At 35.1% G+C, this 19,380-nt stretch carries 17 protein-coding genes and 2 pseudogenes; 2 read left to right on the forward strand and 17 right to left on the reverse strand.

Translation table 11 applies throughout. The annotated features are described in order from the left end of the window. Window positions 1-335: 335 nt before the first annotated feature. The 6 genes from MKO96_RS16310 to MKO96_RS16335 form a co-directional block, all read right to left on the reverse strand. Window positions 336-1,373, reverse strand: a complete 1,038-nt coding sequence (locus MKO96_RS16310) for an LCP family protein (protein ID WP_087981483.1) — start codon at window positions 1,371-1,373, stop codon at window positions 336-338. Between the two features lie 17 nt (window positions 1,374-1,390). Continuing rightward, a complete protein-coding gene (locus MKO96_RS16315) occupies window positions 1,391-2,389 on the reverse strand; it encodes an anti-sigma factor (RefSeq protein WP_240588091.1) in 999 nt (332 codons plus the stop codon). Window positions 2,390-2,401: 12 nt separating this feature from the next. Then, entirely contained in the window at window positions 2,402-2,935 is a 534-nt protein-coding gene (locus MKO96_RS16320) for a sigma-70 family RNA polymerase sigma factor (RefSeq protein ID WP_240588092.1), read from the reverse strand. Window positions 2,936-3,062: 127 nt separating this feature from the next. Further along, entirely contained in the window at window positions 3,063-3,434 is a 372-nt protein-coding gene (locus MKO96_RS16325; protein ID WP_240588093.1) for a VOC family protein, read from the reverse strand. A 50-nt stretch (window positions 3,435-3,484) separates the two neighbouring features. Further along, on the reverse strand, window positions 3,485-4,291 hold the full coding sequence (locus MKO96_RS16330) for an ABC transporter permease subunit (protein ID WP_240588094.1): 807 nt from the start codon (window positions 4,289-4,291) through the stop codon (window positions 3,485-3,487). Next, on the reverse strand, window positions 4,284-5,177 hold the full coding sequence (locus tag MKO96_RS16335) for an ABC transporter ATP-binding protein (RefSeq protein ID WP_240588095.1): 894 nt from the start codon (window positions 5,175-5,177) through the stop codon (window positions 4,284-4,286). The genes MKO96_RS16330 and MKO96_RS16335 overlap by 8 nt, the downstream gene beginning before the upstream one ends. A 137-nt stretch (window positions 5,178-5,314) precedes the next feature. Here MKO96_RS16335 and MKO96_RS16340 point away from each other — a divergent pair, with 137 nt between their 5' ends. Next, window positions 5,315-5,935: a TetR/AcrR family transcriptional regulator gene (locus tag MKO96_RS16340; protein ID WP_240588096.1), complete on the forward strand. Its 621-nt coding sequence runs from the start codon at window positions 5,315-5,317 to the stop codon at window positions 5,933-5,935. Window positions 5,936-6,007: 72 nt separating this feature from the next. Here MKO96_RS16340 and MKO96_RS16345 read toward each other — a convergent pair. From MKO96_RS16345 to MKO96_RS29620, 3 genes and pseudogenes are all read right to left on the reverse strand, one after another. Beyond that, a pseudogene (locus MKO96_RS16345) lies at window positions 6,008-6,109 on the reverse strand (helix-turn-helix transcriptional regulator); the annotation flags it as partial. Window positions 6,110-6,245: 136 nt separating this feature from the next. Continuing rightward, window positions 6,246-7,358 (reverse strand): transposase, encoded by a 1,113-nt coding sequence (locus MKO96_RS16350; RefSeq protein WP_240588097.1) that lies wholly within the window; start codon window positions 7,356-7,358, stop codon window positions 6,246-6,248. Window positions 7,359-7,610: 252 nt separating this feature from the next. Continuing rightward, a pseudogene (locus tag MKO96_RS29620) lies at window positions 7,611-7,673 on the reverse strand (helix-turn-helix transcriptional regulator); the annotation flags it as partial. Window positions 7,674-7,755: 82 nt separating this feature from the next. Here MKO96_RS29620 and MKO96_RS16355 point away from each other — a divergent pair. Then, complete coding sequence (locus tag MKO96_RS16355) at window positions 7,756-8,199, forward strand: VOC family protein (RefSeq protein ID WP_240588098.1); 444 nt, start codon at window positions 7,756-7,758, stop codon at window positions 8,197-8,199. 58 nt (window positions 8,200-8,257) lie between these two features. On the opposite strand, the gene MKO96_RS16360 is transcribed toward MKO96_RS16355, so the two are convergent. The 8 genes from MKO96_RS16360 to MKO96_RS16395 all read right to left on the reverse strand — a co-directional run bounded on the left by MKO96_RS16360 (window position 8,258) and on the right by MKO96_RS16395 (window position 19,158). After that, a complete protein-coding gene (locus MKO96_RS16360) occupies window positions 8,258-9,289 on the reverse strand; it encodes an oxidoreductase (protein WP_240588099.1) in 1,032 nt (343 codons plus the stop codon). 168 nt (window positions 9,290-9,457) lie between these two features. Then, window positions 9,458-11,881 carry a DNA topoisomerase IV subunit A gene (gene parC / locus MKO96_RS16365; RefSeq protein ID WP_087981493.1) on the reverse strand — a complete coding sequence of 808 codons (2,424 nt, stop codon included), beginning with the start codon at window positions 11,879-11,881 and terminating at the stop codon, window positions 9,458-9,460. A 1-nt stretch (window position 11,882) separates the two neighbouring features. Then, a complete protein-coding gene (gene parE / locus MKO96_RS16370) occupies window positions 11,883-13,847 on the reverse strand; it encodes a DNA topoisomerase IV subunit B (protein WP_001062190.1) in 1,965 nt (654 codons plus the stop codon). Between the two features lie 374 nt (window positions 13,848-14,221). Beyond that, on the reverse strand, window positions 14,222-14,635 hold the full coding sequence (locus tag MKO96_RS16375) for a CoA-binding protein (protein WP_000151391.1): 414 nt from the start codon (window positions 14,633-14,635) through the stop codon (window positions 14,222-14,224). A 79-nt stretch (window positions 14,636-14,714) separates the two neighbouring features. Continuing rightward, window positions 14,715-15,956: a S1C family serine protease gene (locus MKO96_RS16380; RefSeq protein ID WP_087981494.1), complete on the reverse strand. Its 1,242-nt coding sequence runs from the start codon at window positions 15,954-15,956 to the stop codon at window positions 14,715-14,717. A gap of 200 nt (window positions 15,957-16,156) precedes the next feature. Continuing rightward, a complete protein-coding gene (locus MKO96_RS16385) occupies window positions 16,157-16,834 on the reverse strand; it encodes a response regulator transcription factor (protein WP_001044675.1) in 678 nt (225 codons plus the stop codon). An 18-nt stretch (window positions 16,835-16,852) separates the two neighbouring features. Continuing rightward, window positions 16,853-17,305, reverse strand: coding sequence for an anaerobic ribonucleoside-triphosphate reductase activating protein (nrdG, locus tag MKO96_RS16390; protein ID WP_087981495.1), 453 nt, complete (start codon window positions 17,303-17,305; stop codon window positions 16,853-16,855). Further along, window positions 17,302-19,158, reverse strand: a complete 1,857-nt coding sequence (locus MKO96_RS16395; RefSeq protein WP_240588100.1) for an anaerobic ribonucleoside triphosphate reductase — start codon at window positions 19,156-19,158, stop codon at window positions 17,302-17,304. Before MKO96_RS16395 ends, nrdG begins: the two co-directional genes overlap by 4 nt. Window positions 19,159-19,380: the final 222 nt, after the last annotated feature.

The following is a 19,380-nucleotide window of genomic DNA, read 5'->3' on the forward strand; positions in this document are numbered from 1 at the left end:
CCCTAATTCTTAACGCTCTCATTTAAAAATTTTCTGATAATTCTGTTTTTCTTTATATATTTATCAGAAGATTCTTATTAACTATTATTCTACTAATTTTTCGAGTTTTGTAAAGTGTTATTATTGAAAATTTTTAAAAAATTATTTTTTTACAGTAATATTCATAAAAATTCCATACTCTTTCGAAACACTATATCTCATTGAATTCTATGTATTGATTTAATAGTCTTTATCTCCCTACACTATAAAACACTTGTAAATTATTGTTAATAAATAATGTATATCGTAACAAACCTCTTTTCTACAAAAATAAAAAAGCAGACATTACGCCTGCTTCAATTCTCCTCAATCTGCTTTTCACTTAATCCTAGATGTGTTCTAAGCGTATTACTCAAACTCTGTAGATCTTTTTTATTAGGATTATAATAATATACACGTTGCCCATTTGGACCATTAGGTAAATATAAATCATCTCCGCCTAATTGAATCTTTTCAACTGAACCATTTAAACCGTATTTATAAAAAGATAAAATATCATCCATTACTAAATTTGTTTTAAAATCGCCGTCAACCGCCTCAACTATTTTTTCTAGCTTCGTAATCGAGCCTACACTTTTTAATTTACTTAACATCGCTTCAATAACAAGTTGTTGGCGCTGACCTCTCATTGCATCACTATCAATATGACGCGTTCTTGCCAGTGCAAGTGCTTCTTCCCCTGTTAATTTTTGTAGTCCTTTTTTCAAATGGATTGCGTCAGGTTCATCTTTACTATTTTGCTCCGTAAATTCAACTGGGACATTTACTTCAATCCCATCTAACCCATCAACAATTTTAGTAAATGAATTAAAATTAAACTTCACAAAATAATCAACGGGCACCTGTAGCAACTTTTCTACCGCTTCCACTGAAGCTTGCGGTCCTCCATCTTTACCATTTTTAACGAAACCACTTCCATACGCATGCGTTATTTTATCTTTTTTCTTTTCAACCGGAACATATGTATATGTATCACGTGGTATGCTCGTTAATTTCACTGTCTTATCATCTTTATTAAAAGTAGCTAACAGTAGTGCATCTGTATGAAATGCACCATTATACTCCTTTTGTCGTTCTTGATTTTCATCAATTCCCATAATTAAAAGTGAAACATTGTTTGCAATTGGCTTTACAGTTTCCTCACGTAAATGTGATTTTTCACCACGCGCTAAATTCAAACTAGACTTTTGTACGAGATTAGAAGTTTTCATATATACATAAGTACCATATCCAACTCCGCCAAATAGTAATACCACTAACAATACACTTATTATCATTGTCTTTTTATATTTTCTTTTATTTTTCTTTTCTCTTGAAGAAGAAGTATTCTCCATATCGTTCCCTCCGTTTTCTATTCATCTAAAATATTTTTCAATTTTTCATAATTAGTGCTATCCTTTTGAAATACATTCTCTTTCAGCCCAGTGTTTATTTGTATCCATTCAGTCGTAATCGAATATTGAATCATACCTTCGTGGAAACTAAGGAACTTTAGCATAATCCCCGTATTTTTCTCTACAACCATTTCAAATTTCCCTCTTAAATCTTCAGATGTACTTACAGGCATTTCTATGTTTATTGTCCCTTCTATTTTGTAGCAATCCAGTCCGAGATACTTCGTTTCTTTATAGTTCCAATCTTTATATCGGATTAATAGATCAGCAAATTCTGATTGAATACTATACTTCGCAAATCCTATATATTCATCATCATATCTTTTTTTCTCGCCTGATTTTCTCAATAATCTTTCCGTAGGATTTAATTTTAGTAGTTCATAGTTTCTTTCTTTCGGGCTCCATTTTGTCTCTTTATATGTATACTTCTCATCATCAAATTCTTTTTTCTTTCCCTCGTTATATATAATTGTTCGTTTTTTCGCTAGTCTATCTTCTTTCGAAGAGATACCTCTTTGTTTCTCCGTATCAATCGCATATTTGTATGTTGTAGCAATTCTTGACGAGCTAGAATATTCCTCAAATTGCCCTGAAATATTTTTAAAATGATCAATAGAATCCAGCATTTTTTCATGAATCTTTTCTTTATCTGGATAATTTACATTTGATTTTATTTCTTCTTCATTTTCATAATCAGAAAACGCCTTTTTCTTTACGTATTCAAATACTCCGCCGTTTTGAGCAAAAATTTGATCAGAAAACTCCGACATAGAAACAATTGAAAGTGTTAGAACAGCAGCACTTATAACCATCATATAAACTCTGTAACCTTTCTTTTTTACAGGAAGATTATGTAGTGTACGATTAATCTTTTCATTTAACTCTGGTGGCATTATAACATTCTCATCTTTTATTCTCTTTTTTAATTTCTCATCAAATAATTTTTCATTATCCATCTTGTACACCCCCTATTCCATCTTTAATCGTTTTTGCAGTTGTTCCCTCGCACGTGACAATCTCGATTTCACTGTTCCTTTTGGAATTTCTAAAAGCTTTGCTATACTCTCTTGATTCATATCTTCATAATAATAAAGAACCGTAACAGCTCTTAATTCTTCATGTAATGATTGAATCGCATTACACAAATCTATATCTTCATACTGATCACACGCACTCATATTGTAATCATTCTCTTCTGTCACAATTACCTTTTTATACGCTCTAATAATGTTGTTACACTCATTCATTAAAATTCGAATTAACCAAGTTTGAAAAAACTCTTCTTTTTTTAATTTTTTTATATTTTCATAGGCTTTTAAAATTGTTGCCTGTATCGCATCCTCTATATTTGTCTCATCACGTAACATAGCCTTTGCAATACGATACATCTTCATTTTTTCTGTATGTATAAGCACCATAAAAGCTTCATGATCACCTTTTTTCGCTAAAGAAACATCCGTTTCTTCTTTTACAATCATTTTATATAAAGGGATTACTTTCACAATTGCTCCTCCTGTTTCATCCTCACTTCAAATTTAACTTTACATGTATTAGACGGATGAGCCTAGAAAAAGGTTCATTTTTTTGAATATTTTCATAAAAAAAGGTAAACATTTTTCATGTTTACCTTTACTCAGATATAATTCTAAGGAAATATCCATCTGGATCGACAACTTTAAATCCCCGCATCTCCCACGGATAAGTTTGAATTTCTTCTTGTATTGTGCATCGCTTCTCTTTACAACGTTCATATACTTCTTCAATCCGATTGACAACAATAATTAGTTCAAAGCCATTCCCCTTCATTTCTTTTCGATTGTAAAAATAGTGATTTTCACTCAATGTTGAATCAGTAGCTAGTAATAGAGAAAACTGATCGTGATTAAAGCGTGCTGCATGCATACTTCTTTTATACAACTGTAAACCAATTACTTCTTCATAAAACAATAATGACTTCTCAACATCATTTACATATAGCTGAACCCGGAACAAATAATTCATTCGTTTCCTCCTCATCAAAAAAAGCCCACTTTCTCAGTGGACTTTCTACTTTACAACGGTAAATCCCTTTTCCTAAACACTACAATTGCTGCTATAAAAATACAAAAGGCTCCAGCAGTTAAACTTATACTCACTGGCCATATATTATACGTTCCCTCAGCAATTTCTTTCGGACGAAATAACGTAAATAATGATATATTTCTCATCCACTCTAACTTATCGCTTAATTTCCCTACCATATCCGTTACGAAAAATAAAATTGTTAAACTTGCTGAGTAGCTAAGTGCCTTTCTTTCGTCATTACATATACAAGAAAAGAAAAATGAATACGCACTAACGACTAAAAATATTAACCCACCGACTATATTTATCTTCAGGAATAATGCTTTATTTAAGTTATTATCTTGTAGAAACCACTCTGCACCTACTATACCCGCTACATACGTAACAGTTACTATGATTAGTAGCCCTAATACGAGAATAGCCGCTTGCGTAATTGCAATTTGCACTCTAGATACAGGTGTTGCTAGCAAGTATGCCATCGCTCCTTTATCTACATGACGAGCAATTAAATGCGTTGCAACTGTTACACAAAAAATTGTTAATATGATAATAAACAATAGACTATAATATTCGCCAGCTAAAAAATCCATTACGTTTTGAATCGGACTTTCCATTCCAACAATTTTTTTCACACTATCAGGCATAGCACTTATTAATTCATTTAACCCTTTCGCTGATACCATTGAAGGGAAGATCCAAATTAATAACCATAAATATAGAGCTGCACCAGTTGCATAACTCAAAATACTTTTTTGTGTTTCTTTCAAACTAGCTAAAAACAATTGCTTATTCATGCTTTATCCCTTCTTCCTTATCGTAATAATGCATAAATAAATGTTCTAAATCCATTGCTCTCGTTTGAAGCGCCGTTACATTATAGTTTGAAAGTGTTTGTAAAACAGTTTGATAGTTTCCTTGCACAATAATCGATGCTTCTCTACCTTTCACCGCTTCAAATTGCAAATTACATTGTGTAAGAGATTCAATTTCTTCTTGCGATGATACGGTTACATCTATTACCTGTCGTCTCAAGCTTTGTAAATCATGAATATTTTCAACCGTTACAAGGCGACCATCTTTAATTATAGCCACTCTGTCACAAGTTCTCTCAATCTCAGTAAAAATGTGCGATGACATAAGAATTGTTTTCCCTCTTTGCTTTTCTTCTAATATTAAATCTATAAATACTTGCTGCATAAGTGGATCGAGCCCTGATGTCGGTTCATCTAAAATTAACACTTCCGGATCATGCATAAAAGCAGCAACAATCCCTACTTTTTGCTTCATTCCTTTAGACATTTTTCGAATCGGTGTTTTCACATCAAATTGTAGACGTTCTATTAATTCATCTCGTCTTTTCGTATCCTTTAGCCCACGCATTCCTTGCATTAACTTTAAAAACCCTAATCCGTTCATTCCTTCAATAAAAGAAATTTCTCCTGGTAGATAGCCAACTTCTCTTTGAATTTTCGCTGCTTCATTCCAACAATCTAATCCAAAAATTGTCGCTTTACCATCTGTCGGTTTTATAAATCCCATTAAATTACGAATTGTTGTGGATTTCCCGGCACCATTTGGTCCTAAGTAACCGAATACTTCCCCTTTTTTTACATCAAATGTAATATGAAACAAACCTTTTCCATTTGAAAACTGTTTTGTGACATTTTGAACTGAAATCATAATTCCACCTCATTTTTTGAAATATTTAATATGTGATATTTCAAAATTATTGTACTCCTCATCTTTCATATTCGCAACAACTTTTTGAAATATTTATATGTCCATATTTCAAAAATATTGTTTTCCATTATTTTTTCTTGTATATTTTAATTGAGGTGATTGCATTGAACGGCTTTGAAAAAGTGAAAGAAAAGAAAAAACGTGCCATTAAAGAGGCAGCCTTCTTATTATTTTCAGAACGTGGATTTAATGAAGTGAAAATAGAGCATATTGCAAAAGAAGCAAACGTTTCTCAAGTTACCATTTATAATCATTTCGGAAGTAAAGAAGCGTTATTTAGAGAACTGATACAAGAATTTATAACATCTGAATTTCAATATTATAAAAAACTTGCAGAAGAAAAATTACCTTTTCATGAGATGATGCAAAAGATGATTGTAAGAAAAATGAATACTGGTGGGTTATTTCAGCCGGATATGTTACTACAAATGATGCAAAGGGATGAAGAGCTCCGAGAGTTTATTTATAGTTATCAAAACGAAAAAATCCTGCCTTGGTATTTAGAAATCCTAGAACAAGCACAGCAAAAAAATGAAATTAACCCTCACCTTACTAAAGAAATGATGTTACTATACATTCAAATGTTCACTAGACTAGGTGATGATTTCGGGGCTCAGCTTCTTGAAGGAGATCGCGAAAAACATATACAAGATATCGTTACGATGTTCTTTTATGGACTGTCCGTCCCAGAAAAATAATGTTTCTAAAGAACAAATACCATCACAAAAAAAACCCTTTGGATATTTAAATCTCAAGGGCTTTTTCATGTCCAAAAAATGATTAAAATTACTATGATTGGTTACTTCAAAGGTAAGTTTTCGTTCCATGATTGAAATATTATTACGCACATTATCAGGTAATACATGTGTGAACTACCCACCACTTAGCATGTCTTACTAGCTTACTTGAAGTGGGGGCTTCTCGGTTTATCGCTACTTTTGATAGCTAACGAATTTGTCTTAGGACAGCCGAGCTAACTCCCTTGTTCCAAAGGTTATTTCTTACGATTTACATCAATGCTAATAACCGCATGGCTTCCTTTTTGATATTGATAGCTGCGTTATAGTCACGACTGATTGTGAGTCCACATGAACACGCATACGTGCGTTCACATAATGGCATTTCTTTTTTGTTTCCACAACGACTACACATCTTTGTAGAAGGAAACCATTTATCTATTTTTACAAGCTGTTTTCCTTGGTCTTGTAACTTATATGCTAAAAATGTCGTGAACATCCTCCAACCGTTATCCGCTACACTCTTAGCAAAGCGAAGTGCTTGTGACATTCCTTGCATATGCAAGTCTTCTATTGCTACAACGTCAAAACTCGTAGCTAATTCTTTAGACTTGTGATGAAGGAAATTTTTACGTTGATTGGCAACTTTTTCATGTAACTTCGCTACACGAATGCGTTGTTTATTCCAACGCGCTGAATCTTTCACTCGTCTTGCTAATACTCGTTGTGCCTTTGCTAACCTGTCTAACATCTGACGATAAAAGCGAGGATAATTGGCTTTCTCATCTTCGCTACTCACGTACAATTCAGCCATTGCGAAGTCTAATCCAACTACACTTTCTACTTCTTTTTGAGCGATTTCTTTTTCATATTCGGTCAAAATAGACACGTAATACTTACCAGTTGGTGTCATCGAAATCGTACATGATTTGATGATATGATTTGGCGGGATCTCTCTATGTTGCTTCAATTTCACCATTTTCAATTTCGGTAATTTGATATAACCATGAAATAACATAATATTTCCGTTTACTCGATTCGTTGTATAAGATTTTCTACTTTTTCTACTTTTGAATGTAGGAAAATCACTTTGACCACTAAAAAAATTCTTATAGGCAGTTTGCAAGTTTAATTGAGCGTTAGCCAATGCTAAGGAATCGACTTCTTTCAACCATTCATACTCCTCTTTGTATTTCGCAGGAGTAGGGAATTTTTGTTTCTTTAGTTCTTCCTTGTTCTCTTTGTATGTTTCGTATATTTCTTTTCGCTCATCCAGCATTTTATTATACACAAAGCGTACACACCCGAAAGTTTTACGAATAAGATGTGCTTGTTCTTCTGTTGGATACAGACGAAATTTGTACGCCTTATTATGCTTTGTCATATCAATTCATCTCACTTTTCGCTTCATTTCCCATAAGCTATGACAGTGATCACACAACCTAAACAATAACATGACTATTATCTACGTTCATTGTTATACCAAACTTTACCTCTTATAAGACTGAGTATATCAGGGGCGAAATAAATAGGAAAATCAAATGTTTGGCTACGCCAAACCGAAATTCCTCTCCCACCTACCGCTAGACTATCGTCTTTCACACGCCCCAGGAAGGAGACTTCTTTCGGATAATGCGTTAAAATATCTTTTATTATTTAAGAAAATAAGCATATCATTTATTCGTTCCGTTTTTTTCATATTTCCCTCCCGAAAGGTGTCATGTATTGAAACCTTTTTAGTCTATATTATAATTATTAACTAATAAAGGAGTTATATATTTATGACATTAGAAATAGCTATTTTTCTTTCAATGAATGGGCAAGCAAAGGAGGCAATTAATTTTTACACACGCAATTTAGAAGCTAAGCAGTTAATGATTGTTACGTATGGAGAACTGGCCAAAAGAGATAGTTCTCTTAAAATTACAAGTGAAAATAAAGATCATATTGCTCACTCTGTTTTACAAATTAGGAATACAAAGCTAATGATAGCAGAAGATACAATGAATCCTACTGAACGTTATAACGTCGGAAATAATATGTCACTTTGCATTCAAAGCGCTAATTTAGAAGAAATACAAAGATTTTATAATAATTTAATTTCCGATAAGAACGTGAAGATACTCTCTCCGCTAGAAAAAAATATATTTAGTGAAGCATATGGGATTATTGAAGATCCTTACGGCATACAAATTCAGTTAATGTATGACAAACGATTAAACTAAATAATTAGTCAGATTCACATATTCCTAATAAAAAAAGACACGAAATTCGTGTCTTTTTTTATTTCACAGTGATGACTCTACCCGTTTCACTACTTTCAATCGCTAATTGAATAAGTCGAATAACTTCTAAGCCTTCTTGTGCTGTTACAGGTGATTTCTCACCATTTACAATACTATCTCTTACACCTTTATAATACATGTCATAACAGCCAACTTCTGTTGGAATACGCTCTAGCTTTTCTTCCGTATGTAAAGTAGCAAAATTCTCTTCAGCGTCTACTCCATAACCGTTATCGCCTGGCTTCATTCCATTTTTTAATTGTTCTTCTTGTGAATCCATACCGTATTTCACGATAGAACCTTTATCACCATGCAGTGTAAAGTGTGGACCTGCTTGCTTTACATGACTGCTACTATGTAAAGTGATACGTTTCACACCGTAGTGAAGTATAACATGGAAGTAATCATCAATCTCTGCGCCTGGTCGTTGTTTAATTACATCTGCACTTATTGCATCTGGTTTCCCAAATAATGATAATGCTTGGTCAATTAAATGCGATCCTAAATCATACAGTATACCTGATCCTGGTAAATTCTTTTCTCTCCAGCGATCACGTACATTCGGGCGAAAACGATCGAAATGTGCTTCATATGCGTATAGATTCCCTACTCTATTTTCTTCTAACAATTTTTTTATCGTTAAGAAATCATTATCAAAACGACGATTATGATATACACTTACTACCACATTATGTTGCTCTGCTAATGAAATAAGCTCTTCTCCTTCTTCAATTGAAACAACAAATGGTTTTTCTACAACAACATGCTTACCGTTTAATATTGCTTCTTTTACATATGGAAAATGAGTTGTATTCGGTGAAGTAATGACCACTAAGTCAATATCAGCTCGCTTCACCAATTCATCAATTGTACTAACGACGGTAGCATTCGGTAATGTTTCTTTTACTACCTCTTCTTTTGAAGATAATACCGCACGAATATCGTATTCTTCTATCGTTTGTAATAATGGGATGTGAAATGTTGTACTAGAAAATCCAAACCCTACAATCCCTACACCTATTTTTTTCATGTTGCCCCTCCATTTATCCTGCTATTTGTGGCGAGTAAGAACCCCACTGATTAAAGTTTCACTTTATGAGAACGATTTCATTCAGTTATTATAACAAGATTATAATTATGTACATAATAATTTGCCTAGAAAAAAGCATCTTGCTATTACTCATAGCAAGATGCTTTTCTATTCTGGTCGTTTTTTCGTCCACGTTTCAATAACTTCACCAGTATCATTAACATCTAGCACTAAACTACCGTTACTATACCGGTCTTTATTTCGATACGCTTTCGGATCAATTTCTTCTACAATGTGTTTCTCTGTCTTCATGTAAACTAGTTCATCGTCTCGAACAATTTCAATACCGACAATGCGGTATGGATTACGTTTTAACTCTTTGAAAATAACAAGTCCCCGCTTCGCCCTCGTTGATTTCTCAATTTCTGATGCTTTTAGACGTTTTACAGCACCGCGCTGCGTTACGAGAATAAGTTGATCTTTGTCACCATTTAACGGTTTACCAGAAGCGACGTAATCATCTTCTTTTAAGTTAATTGCTTTCACACCAGCGGCCCTTACACCGACTGGACTTACTTCATCTTCATGGAAAATAAGTGCATATGCACCATAGGTTGCAAGAACAATATCACTCGTTCCATCTGTTGCAAATATATCTACAACATAATCATCTTTTTTCAAATTCACAGCGACGAACGCTCTTGAATAACGCTGAACTTTATATTGGTTTAATTCTGTTTTCTTAATCATACCATTTCGTGTAACAAATACGATAAATCGTTTTTCTTCTTCAAAGTTCGGTACGACGGTCGCCCAAATAATCATTTCATCCCGCTCGAGTGAAACGAGATTCGCAACGTGTTGACCTAAATCTTTCCAACGAATTTCTGGCATTTCATATACTGGCAGATATATATAGTTTCCTTTATTCGTAAATAAGAGGACTGTCTCTGTCGTATTCGTATCGAATCGCTCCAGTAAGATGTCACCCTCTTTCATACCGAAGTCTTTCCCGTTCGATGCATTATGTGAACGCCAACCTGTTCGTTTCACATATCCTTCTTTCGTTACAGTAACGATGACATCTTCCTGCGGAATCATAACTTCCACATCGATTTTAATTTCCTCAATTTGTTCTTCAATAATAGCACGGCGATCATCACTATATGTTTTCTTTACTCTCTTCAAATCTGTTTTAATAACTTGAAGAAGCCTTTGTTCACTTTGTAAAATTGACTGTAACTCTATAATCTTCTTATTAAGCTCGTCTGCTTCTTGTTCTAGCGCCGTAATATCTGTATTTGTTAAACGATATAGTTGCAACGAAACAATTGCTTCTGACTGCGCTTCTGTAAATCCAAATTTCGTACTTAAATTATCTTTTGCATTACGCTTATCTTTAGAAGCACGGATTGTTTCAATCACTTCATCTAAAATCGATAATGCTTTCTTTAAACCTTCTACAATATGTTGACGATTTTCCGCTTTTCGTAATTCATATTGCGAGCGTCTCGTAACAACTTCTTTCTGATGCCCAATATATGCATCCAAAATCTTAGGTAATGTCATAAGTGTCGGACGACGATTATTTATCGCTACCATATTAAAGTTATATGGAATTTGTAAATCTGTATTCTTATATAAATAATTTAAAATACCTTCAGCATTTACTTCTTTTTTTAACTCTACAACGATGCGAAGACCTGTACGATCTGTCTCATCACGTACTTCAGCAATTCCATCTAGTTTTTTATCTAGACGTAATTCATCCATTTTTTTAACAAGGTTCGCTTTATTTACTTCATACGGAATTTCTGTGATAACGATTTGTTGCTTACCGCCGCGGATCGTTTCAACTTCTGCTTTTCCGCGAATAATAATTTTACCTTTTCCTGTTTCATACGCTTTTTTGATACCATCAATCCCTTGAATAATACCACCTGTCGGGAAATCTGGTCCTTTCATAACTGTTAATAAATCATCAACAGTACTATTCGGCTTATCAATACGCATCATCGTTGCATCAATTACTTCCCCAAGGTGATGCGGAGGAATTTCTGTTGCATAACCAGCTGAAATTCCTGTCGATCCGTTCACTAGTAAGTTCGGGAACATCGCTGGAAGTACAACCGGTTCTTCACTCGTATCATCGAAGTTTGACACGAATTCTACTGTTTCTTTATCAAGATCACGCAATAACTCAGATGCGATTGGTGATAAACGTGCTTCTGTATAACGCATTGCCGCTGCTGGATCGCCATCCACACTACCATTATTACCATGCATTTCAACTAAAACATTACGTACTTTCCAAGTTTGACTTAAACGTACCATCGCCTCATATACAGAGGAATCACCGTGTGGATGGTAGTTACCAATAACATTACCAACTGTTTTAGCTGATTTACGAAATGCTTTATCATGTACATTTCCTTCTACATACATAGAATATAAAATACGTCTTTGTACCGGTTTTAAACCGTCACGCGCATCTGGAAGCGCGCGATCTTGAATAATATATTTACTATAACGTGCAAAGCGGTCACCTAACACGTCTTCAAGCGGGAGGTCATGAAACTTCTCTGCCTGCATGTTATTCCACCTCCGTCTCCATAATCATTTCATTTTCTAAAATGTTTCCTTCTTCTTGCATACCAAATTGTACATTTCGTTCGATCCATTTACGGCGAGGTTCTACTTTATCACCCATCAATGTCGTAACTCGGCGCTCCGCTCTTGATGCATCGTCGATTTTTACACGAATCAACGTACGTGTTTCAGGATTCATCGTCGTTTCCCATAATTGATCGGCATTCATTTCGCCAAGTCCTTTATAGCGCTGCAGCATGTAGCCTTTACCGACCTTTTTTGTTACACCATCTAATTCTTCATCAGACCATGCATACTCAATCACTTCACTCTTACCTTTTCCTTTACTTACTTTGTATAAAGGAGGAAGTGCAATAAATACTTTGCCAGCTTCGATTAGTGGTTTCATATATCTGTAGAAGAACGTTAATAACAATACTTGAATGTGTGCACCATCTGTATCAGCATCGGTCATAATTACAACTTTATCGTAGTTAATATCTTCAACAGCGAATTCATTCCCTACACCACCGCCAATAGCGTAAATGATTGTATTAATCTCTTCATTTTTAAAGATATCAGCAAGTTTTGCTTTTTCTGTATTGATTACTTTACCACGTAACGGTAATACCGCTTGGAAACGTCGGTCTCGACCTTGTTTCGCGGAACCACCCGCAGAGTCACCCTCTACTAGGTACAGTTCATTTTTTTGCGGGTTACGTGATTGTGCTGGTGTTAACTTACCACTTAATGTACCTTCTGATTTCTTTTTCTTTTTACCAGTACGCGCTTCTTCTCTCGCTTTACGAGCAGCCTCACGTGCCTGCGCTGCTTTAACTGCTTTTCTCACAAGAAGTGTAGCAACATCCGGGTTTTCTTCTAAAAAGTAAGCTAAATGCTCAGATACAATTGCATCAATTGAAGAACGAGCTTCACTTGTACCAAGTTTCCCTTTGGTTTGCCCTTCAAACTGAAGTACTTCTTCTGGTACACGTACAGAAACGATAGCCGCTACACCTTCACGAATATCTGTACCTTCTAAGTTTTTATCTTTTTCTTTTAGTAACGATACTTTACGAGCATACTCATTGAACACACGCGTCATTGCTGTTTTAAATCCAGCTTCGTGTGTTCCCCCATCTTTTGTACGTACATTATTTACAAACGAAAGAATGTTTTCTGAATAGCCATCGTTAAACTGGAATGCTAACTCTGCTTCAATTCCGTTTTGTTCACCAGTGAAGTATACAACCGGATGAATCGAATCTTTCTCTTCGTTTAAGTATGAAACGAAAGCTTCAATTCCTGTTTCATAATGAAAGACATCTTCTAAATCATTACGTTCATCTTTTATCGAGATTTTCATTCCTTTTAATAAGAATGCAGATTCACGTAATCTCTCACATAATGTTTCATAATTGTAATTTGTTGTACTGAAAATAGTTGTATCTGGTTTAAAATGTATTGTCGTACCGGACTCTTTCGTCTTCCCGATCTTCTCCAGTGTCGTTGCAGGAATACCACCATTTTCAAAGCGTTGTTCATAAATATTTCCGTCACGTTTAATCGTCACTACTAACCATTCTGACAAGGCATTTACAACTGATGCTCCAACACCGTGTAAACCACCACTTGTTTTATAGCCACCTTGACCAAACTTACCACCGGCATGAAGTACAGTTAAAATGACTTCAGGTGTAGGTTTCCCAAGTTTATGCATTCCCGTAGGCATTCCTCGCCCTTTATCTATAACGCTAATACTATTATCTTTATGTATTACGACAGAAATTTCGTCGCCAAATCCCGCTAACGCTTCATCAACGGAGTTATCTACTATTTCATATACTAAATGATGCAATCCACGGCTATCCGTACTCCCGATATACATACCCGGGCGTTTTCGAACGGCTTCAAGTCCTTCTAGCACTTGAATTGCATCTTCATTGTATTGGAACTGATGCTTCGCCAAACTCCTTGCCCCTTTCCTAATCAAATCAGAACATATGTTTCTATTATAGAATAACGCCTCGACTATAGTTTTGGCAAGTTATCTTATCTCTTTTATATACCATTTTCAATAGAAAAATCCTTGTTTTTTCACAAGGATTCCTCTAGGCTACTATTTCAGAAAAATAATCGTTTGTCAACGAGAAATGGATATGTATGCCAAGATTATACATTCCAAACCTTTATCATGATCCAAATGATCAATATCCAAAATGGGATAACAAGTAACAATCCCCAAAAACAGCCTTTAAAAAATCTCATGATGAACACCTCGTTCATCGGCCCTACTTATTTATAAAGAGGGCTGAATCAATCTTTCTCTCTTTAAAACCTATACTATTTTGTCATCGCATGTTCTACTTTAATGCAACGATCCATTATTACAGTATAGCCTTTTTCTTTTAACAGTTTATATGTATCTTCATCTTGTACTCCTAATTGTGCCCAAAAAACATCTGCATCAATCTCTACAAACTCTTTCGCAACATCCATTAAAAATTCTGAACGGCGGAATACATTTACAATATCAACATGTTCCTTAATATCCTTTAGTGAAGAAACTGCTTTTTCTCCAAGCACCTCATCTACTGTTGGGTTCACTGGAATAATACGATACCCAGCATCTTGCATTGCTTTTGAAACCATATACGATGTACGTTCTGGCTTATCCGATAATCCAACAACTGCAATCGTTTTGCTTTTCTTTAATACTTCACCAATTTCCGTACGAGTTGGGTTTTCAATTGTCATAATTTATCCCTCCTATTCCTTTAGTATAGCCGATAAAGAAAGTCTCTTTCAATATGAAAGAGACTTTCTTTTATTTCAATTATTGATTCTTTGTAGCTGAATTATCTGCTAAAGTAGCAGTTTTTGTCATTTTTTGACCGTTACGATAGAATGTAACTTCTACTTTCTCGCCTACTTTTTTCTTTTCATATAAATATTTACGGAATTGAAGTGAATTTTCTACTTTTTGATCATCTAATGATACTACAATATCATATTGCTCTAAACCTGCTTTTTCTGCAGGTGATATTGGGTAAATTTTACCTAATACAACGCCGTTTGTTACTTCTTTCGGTACTTTCAATTGATTTACTGCATAAGCTTGCACATCTTCTAATGAAACGACACCTACTCCAAGAGCTGGACGTTTCACCACTCCGTCTTTTTCAAGTGATTCAATAACTGGTTTTGCAATATTAATTGGAATAGCAAATCCAATTCCTTCAACTTCTTGTTGTGCAATTTTACTTGAATTAATCCCAATTATTTCACCATTTTGGTTAAACAACGCACCACCACTATTACCTGGGTTAATTGCTGCATCTGTTTGAATAACTTGAGCATTCCAATCTGCACGCTTATCGCCATCGATATCTACTGGAATTTCACGTTCTTTGCTACTAATAATACCTTCCGTTACACTTCCATCAAACCCTAGTGGGTTACCAATTGCAATCGCTTTTTCACCCGCACGAAGTTTACTTGAATCACCTAAAGTGGCAACTTTATTTACATTAGATCCATCAATTTCTACAACCGCTAAATCTAACCAAGGGTCTTTCCCTACAAGTTTTGCATCTACCTTTTTACCATCACTTAGTTTTACAGCAAGTTTATTTGCTCCATCTACTACATGGTTGTTCGTTACAATATACGCTTTATTTCCTGCTTTTTTATAAATAACACCTGATCCTGAGCCAGCTTGTTGCTCTTGGCCTGTCGGTTGCATTGCAAATGGATCAACACTTTGTTGCATATTAATAACACCTACAACAACATCTTTCGCGCCTTCAATCATACCAGGTAAATCAGTTTCATTTTTTGCTTTATTGACAACAGGAACTACAGTACCTTCAACTTTTGAATCCGAACTGAATGATGATACAGCCGCTCCATTATTTTGAGCCCATGGCATATATGGTGCCGCAAAACTAATTGTGACAGCCCCAACTACAGCTCCGACTAAACCTGTGAAAAAATAACCTTTTCTACTACCTGATTTTCTCACTTCTCTCGTTTCACTATGCTCTTCATTTAAATTTGGTCCGTCGTAATATCCCATGTTTACTTCCCCTCTCTGGTGAATTCGTATTTTCAGTATAGTCACGTTTTGTGTCCTTCTTGTGAACTCATCGTGAAATCCAATTAAAAAAATACTCTTTCTTATCTAACATTGTAGACAAGAAAAGTATTTTTTGTACATTCCACCTACAAAAGAGAGTATAAATTTGCTATATCCCAAAGCCCATAGTAATTTAAAGGTTATTCTTCAAATTTGTAACCCACTCGAATAACAGTACCGATATGCTTCGCTTTATCTCCTAGCTTATTTCGTAGTTTTTTAATATGAGTATCCACCGTTCGGTCATCACCGTAGTAATCATATCCCCATAACTGATCTAATAAATGTTGACGTGACAACACAATTCCTTTGTTCTCCATTAAATAAACAAGAAGTTCAAATTCCTTATGTGTCAATATAATTTCTTCTCCATCTACTAAAACGGTTCTAGATAGACGATTCACTTCTATTCCAGCTAAAGACATAGCATTTTCTTCCGCTACTCCTACCACACCATCCGCACGTTTCAATAATGTCTTCGCACGAGCTACTAACACTTTCGGGCTGAAAGGTTTCGTTACATACTCATCTGCACCTAATTCGAACCCTAGTAATGTATCATCCTCATCCGAACGGGCTGTTAGCATAATGATTGGTACTGCTGATTCTTTTCTAATTCGTCTACAAACAGACCATCCATCTATTTCTGGTAACATTATATCTAACATAATTAAATCAATTTCATGCTCTGCAAATAATTCTAACGCTATTTTTCCGTCTTCTGCTTCGATTACTTCAAAGCCTTCATTACGAAAATAATCACTAACGATTTCACGTAATCTTCTTTCATCTTCAACAAGTAATACTGTTTTATTCATATAATCTATCCCGCCTTTTTACTCTTTCAATCGAATAATACGTTGATTGGAGCTTCCGCGAAATGGAAGTGTTAAATCTTTTTTCTCGATTTCAAACCTTCCATCGACTAAAACATCCCCATAATGTAACAACTCTATCATATCATTATTTTGAGAACTCTGTATCTCTTCTAACGTATAACCTGTATACATCCAAAGATTTTTTTTCAAGTCTTTCACAGCTTTTGCTACTTTTTTCACTTCAGCAGCTTGGAAGAATGGATCTCCACCTGAAAATGTTACATCAGTTAATGAATTACTTGCAATCTCGTTCACAATTTCTTCTACTGTCATTTCAGTTCCATTACAAATATTCCACGATTTCGGATTATGGCAACTGAAACAACGATGCGGACAGCCCGCAAAAAACACGACTGTCCGCAACCCTTCTCCATCTACTACACTATCATGAATGATGTTCATCACTTTCATTTATGCTTCACCCGATCCATCTCTTCACTACGTTTTGCACTATTCCACTTCGACATATCTCCTACAAGATAGCCTGTAATACGGCGAATTCTTTCTATATTAGTTTCGTCTTCATTTCCGCAACTTGGGCATTCATTTCCAATAACTCCGTGATAACTGCAGCATTTACAACGGTCAACAGGATGATTAATTGAACCGTATCCAACGCCATGATCTGCCATCGCTCGTACAATTTGTTTTAACGCCTGTTTGTTATGCATAGCTGCTCCGTCTAGTTCAATGTACGTAATATGTCCCCCGTTACATAGAGCATGGAAAGGTCCTTCTAAGCGAATTTTATTTATCGCTTGAATGCTATAGTAAACTGGAATATGGAATGAATTCGTATAATAATTATGGTTCGTTATACCGCTAATCACACCAAATTCTTCTCTATCTTTTTTCACAAACTTCCCTGATAACCCTTCTGCAGGAGTTGCAATTACTGAGAAATTCAGTTCATGTTCTTCCGTTGCTTTATCCATTCTATCTCTCATAAAGGAAATGATTTCATACCCGAGTTTCCATGATTCTTCATCTTCTCCATGATGCTTTCCTGTTAAAGCTACTAAGCACTCCGCAAGACCGATAAAACCAAGACTTAACGTCCCTTGCTTTAAAATGGATGCTACAGAATCTTCAGGCTGTAACTTTTCTCCACCGCGCCATACACCTTGTGAATATAAAAATCGAAAATCTCTCGCTCGCTTCGTACATTGATACTCAAATCTCTCTAATAATTGCTTAATTCCTAAATCTAAGTAATAATTTAATGCTTCAAAAAATGCTTCTTTTGAACCACTAATTAACGCTAATTTCACTAAGTTGATAGAAGTAAATGATAAATTGCCTCTTCCAATCGCTGTTTCTTCTCCATGTATGTTAGACATAACACGGGTACGACATCCCATGTAACATACTTCACTTTCCGGTCGTCCGTCATAATGCACTGCATTAAATGGCGCATCTAAAAATGAAAAGTTAGGGAATAATCGTTCAGCCGTTGTCTCTAACGCTAATTCAAATAAATCATAGTTCGGATCACATTCTTCAAAGTTCACACCTTTTTTCATTTTAAAAATTTGAATTGGAAAAATTGGTGTTTCCCCTTTACCAAGACCAGCTTGTGTCGCTTTTAAAAGTTGTCTAACTAATAACCGTCCCTCTTTTGATGTGTCTGTTCCATAATTAATAGAAATAAACGGTACTTGTCCCCCACCCCTACTGTGCATACTATTTGAATTATGAACGAAAGCTTCACATGCCTGATACGTATCATTTTCTGTTTCTTTCCATGCAAATTCTTCTATTTGTTCTTTCGTAAGCGGATATGACTGTAATCGTTTCTTATGTCTCGCTATTGTTTTTCTCACATATGGAGCTAAATCAATATCAAAGAGTGCAAATGATTGACCACCGTGCTGCATATTTTGATTCGCCTGAAAAATAATAGACGAAAGAGCCAATGCACTTTTAATATCCTGCGGTTGTCTCATATGCCCATGCCCGGTATGAAAACCGGTCGTAAGCATTTGCGCTAACGGAATTTGCGAACAAGTCGTCGTTCCTGTCGCATAAAAATCTAAGTCATGTGGATATAATATATTTTGATTTATCGCTTTTTTCACTTGATCTGACAATAAATTTTCAACTGTATAATATTTCGCACTCTCTGATGCGAACGTTCCCATTACTCCCATCGGAGAGCGGCCATCTACATTTGCATTTTCTTGCATTAAATCTTGCTCACTACCGTGGACAATCGTCTCAAACACTCTCATTAATTCTTCTCCACGTACATTTCGTTGTAACATTTATAACCCTCCACCAATATGTTGTTGTCTTTTGATTAAAATGTTACTACATATAGTCTTGGTGTTTCTGTGAGAAATGTAACATTCCTGTGAAATTTTTTTCACGAAATAATGAATTTTTCATTTACAAAAAAGAAATGTGCTCTTTACAAATGTATGGTACAATATACGGGAAAAACTCTTTTTACCCTTTATCAACACATTTGAATAAAGGAGACTGAA

This window comes from Bacillus sp. ES1-5 (assembly GCF_022487605.1).
In the GTDB taxonomy this organism is placed as follows: Bacteria; Bacillota; Bacilli; order Bacillales; family Bacillaceae_G; genus Bacillus_A; species Bacillus_A wiedmannii.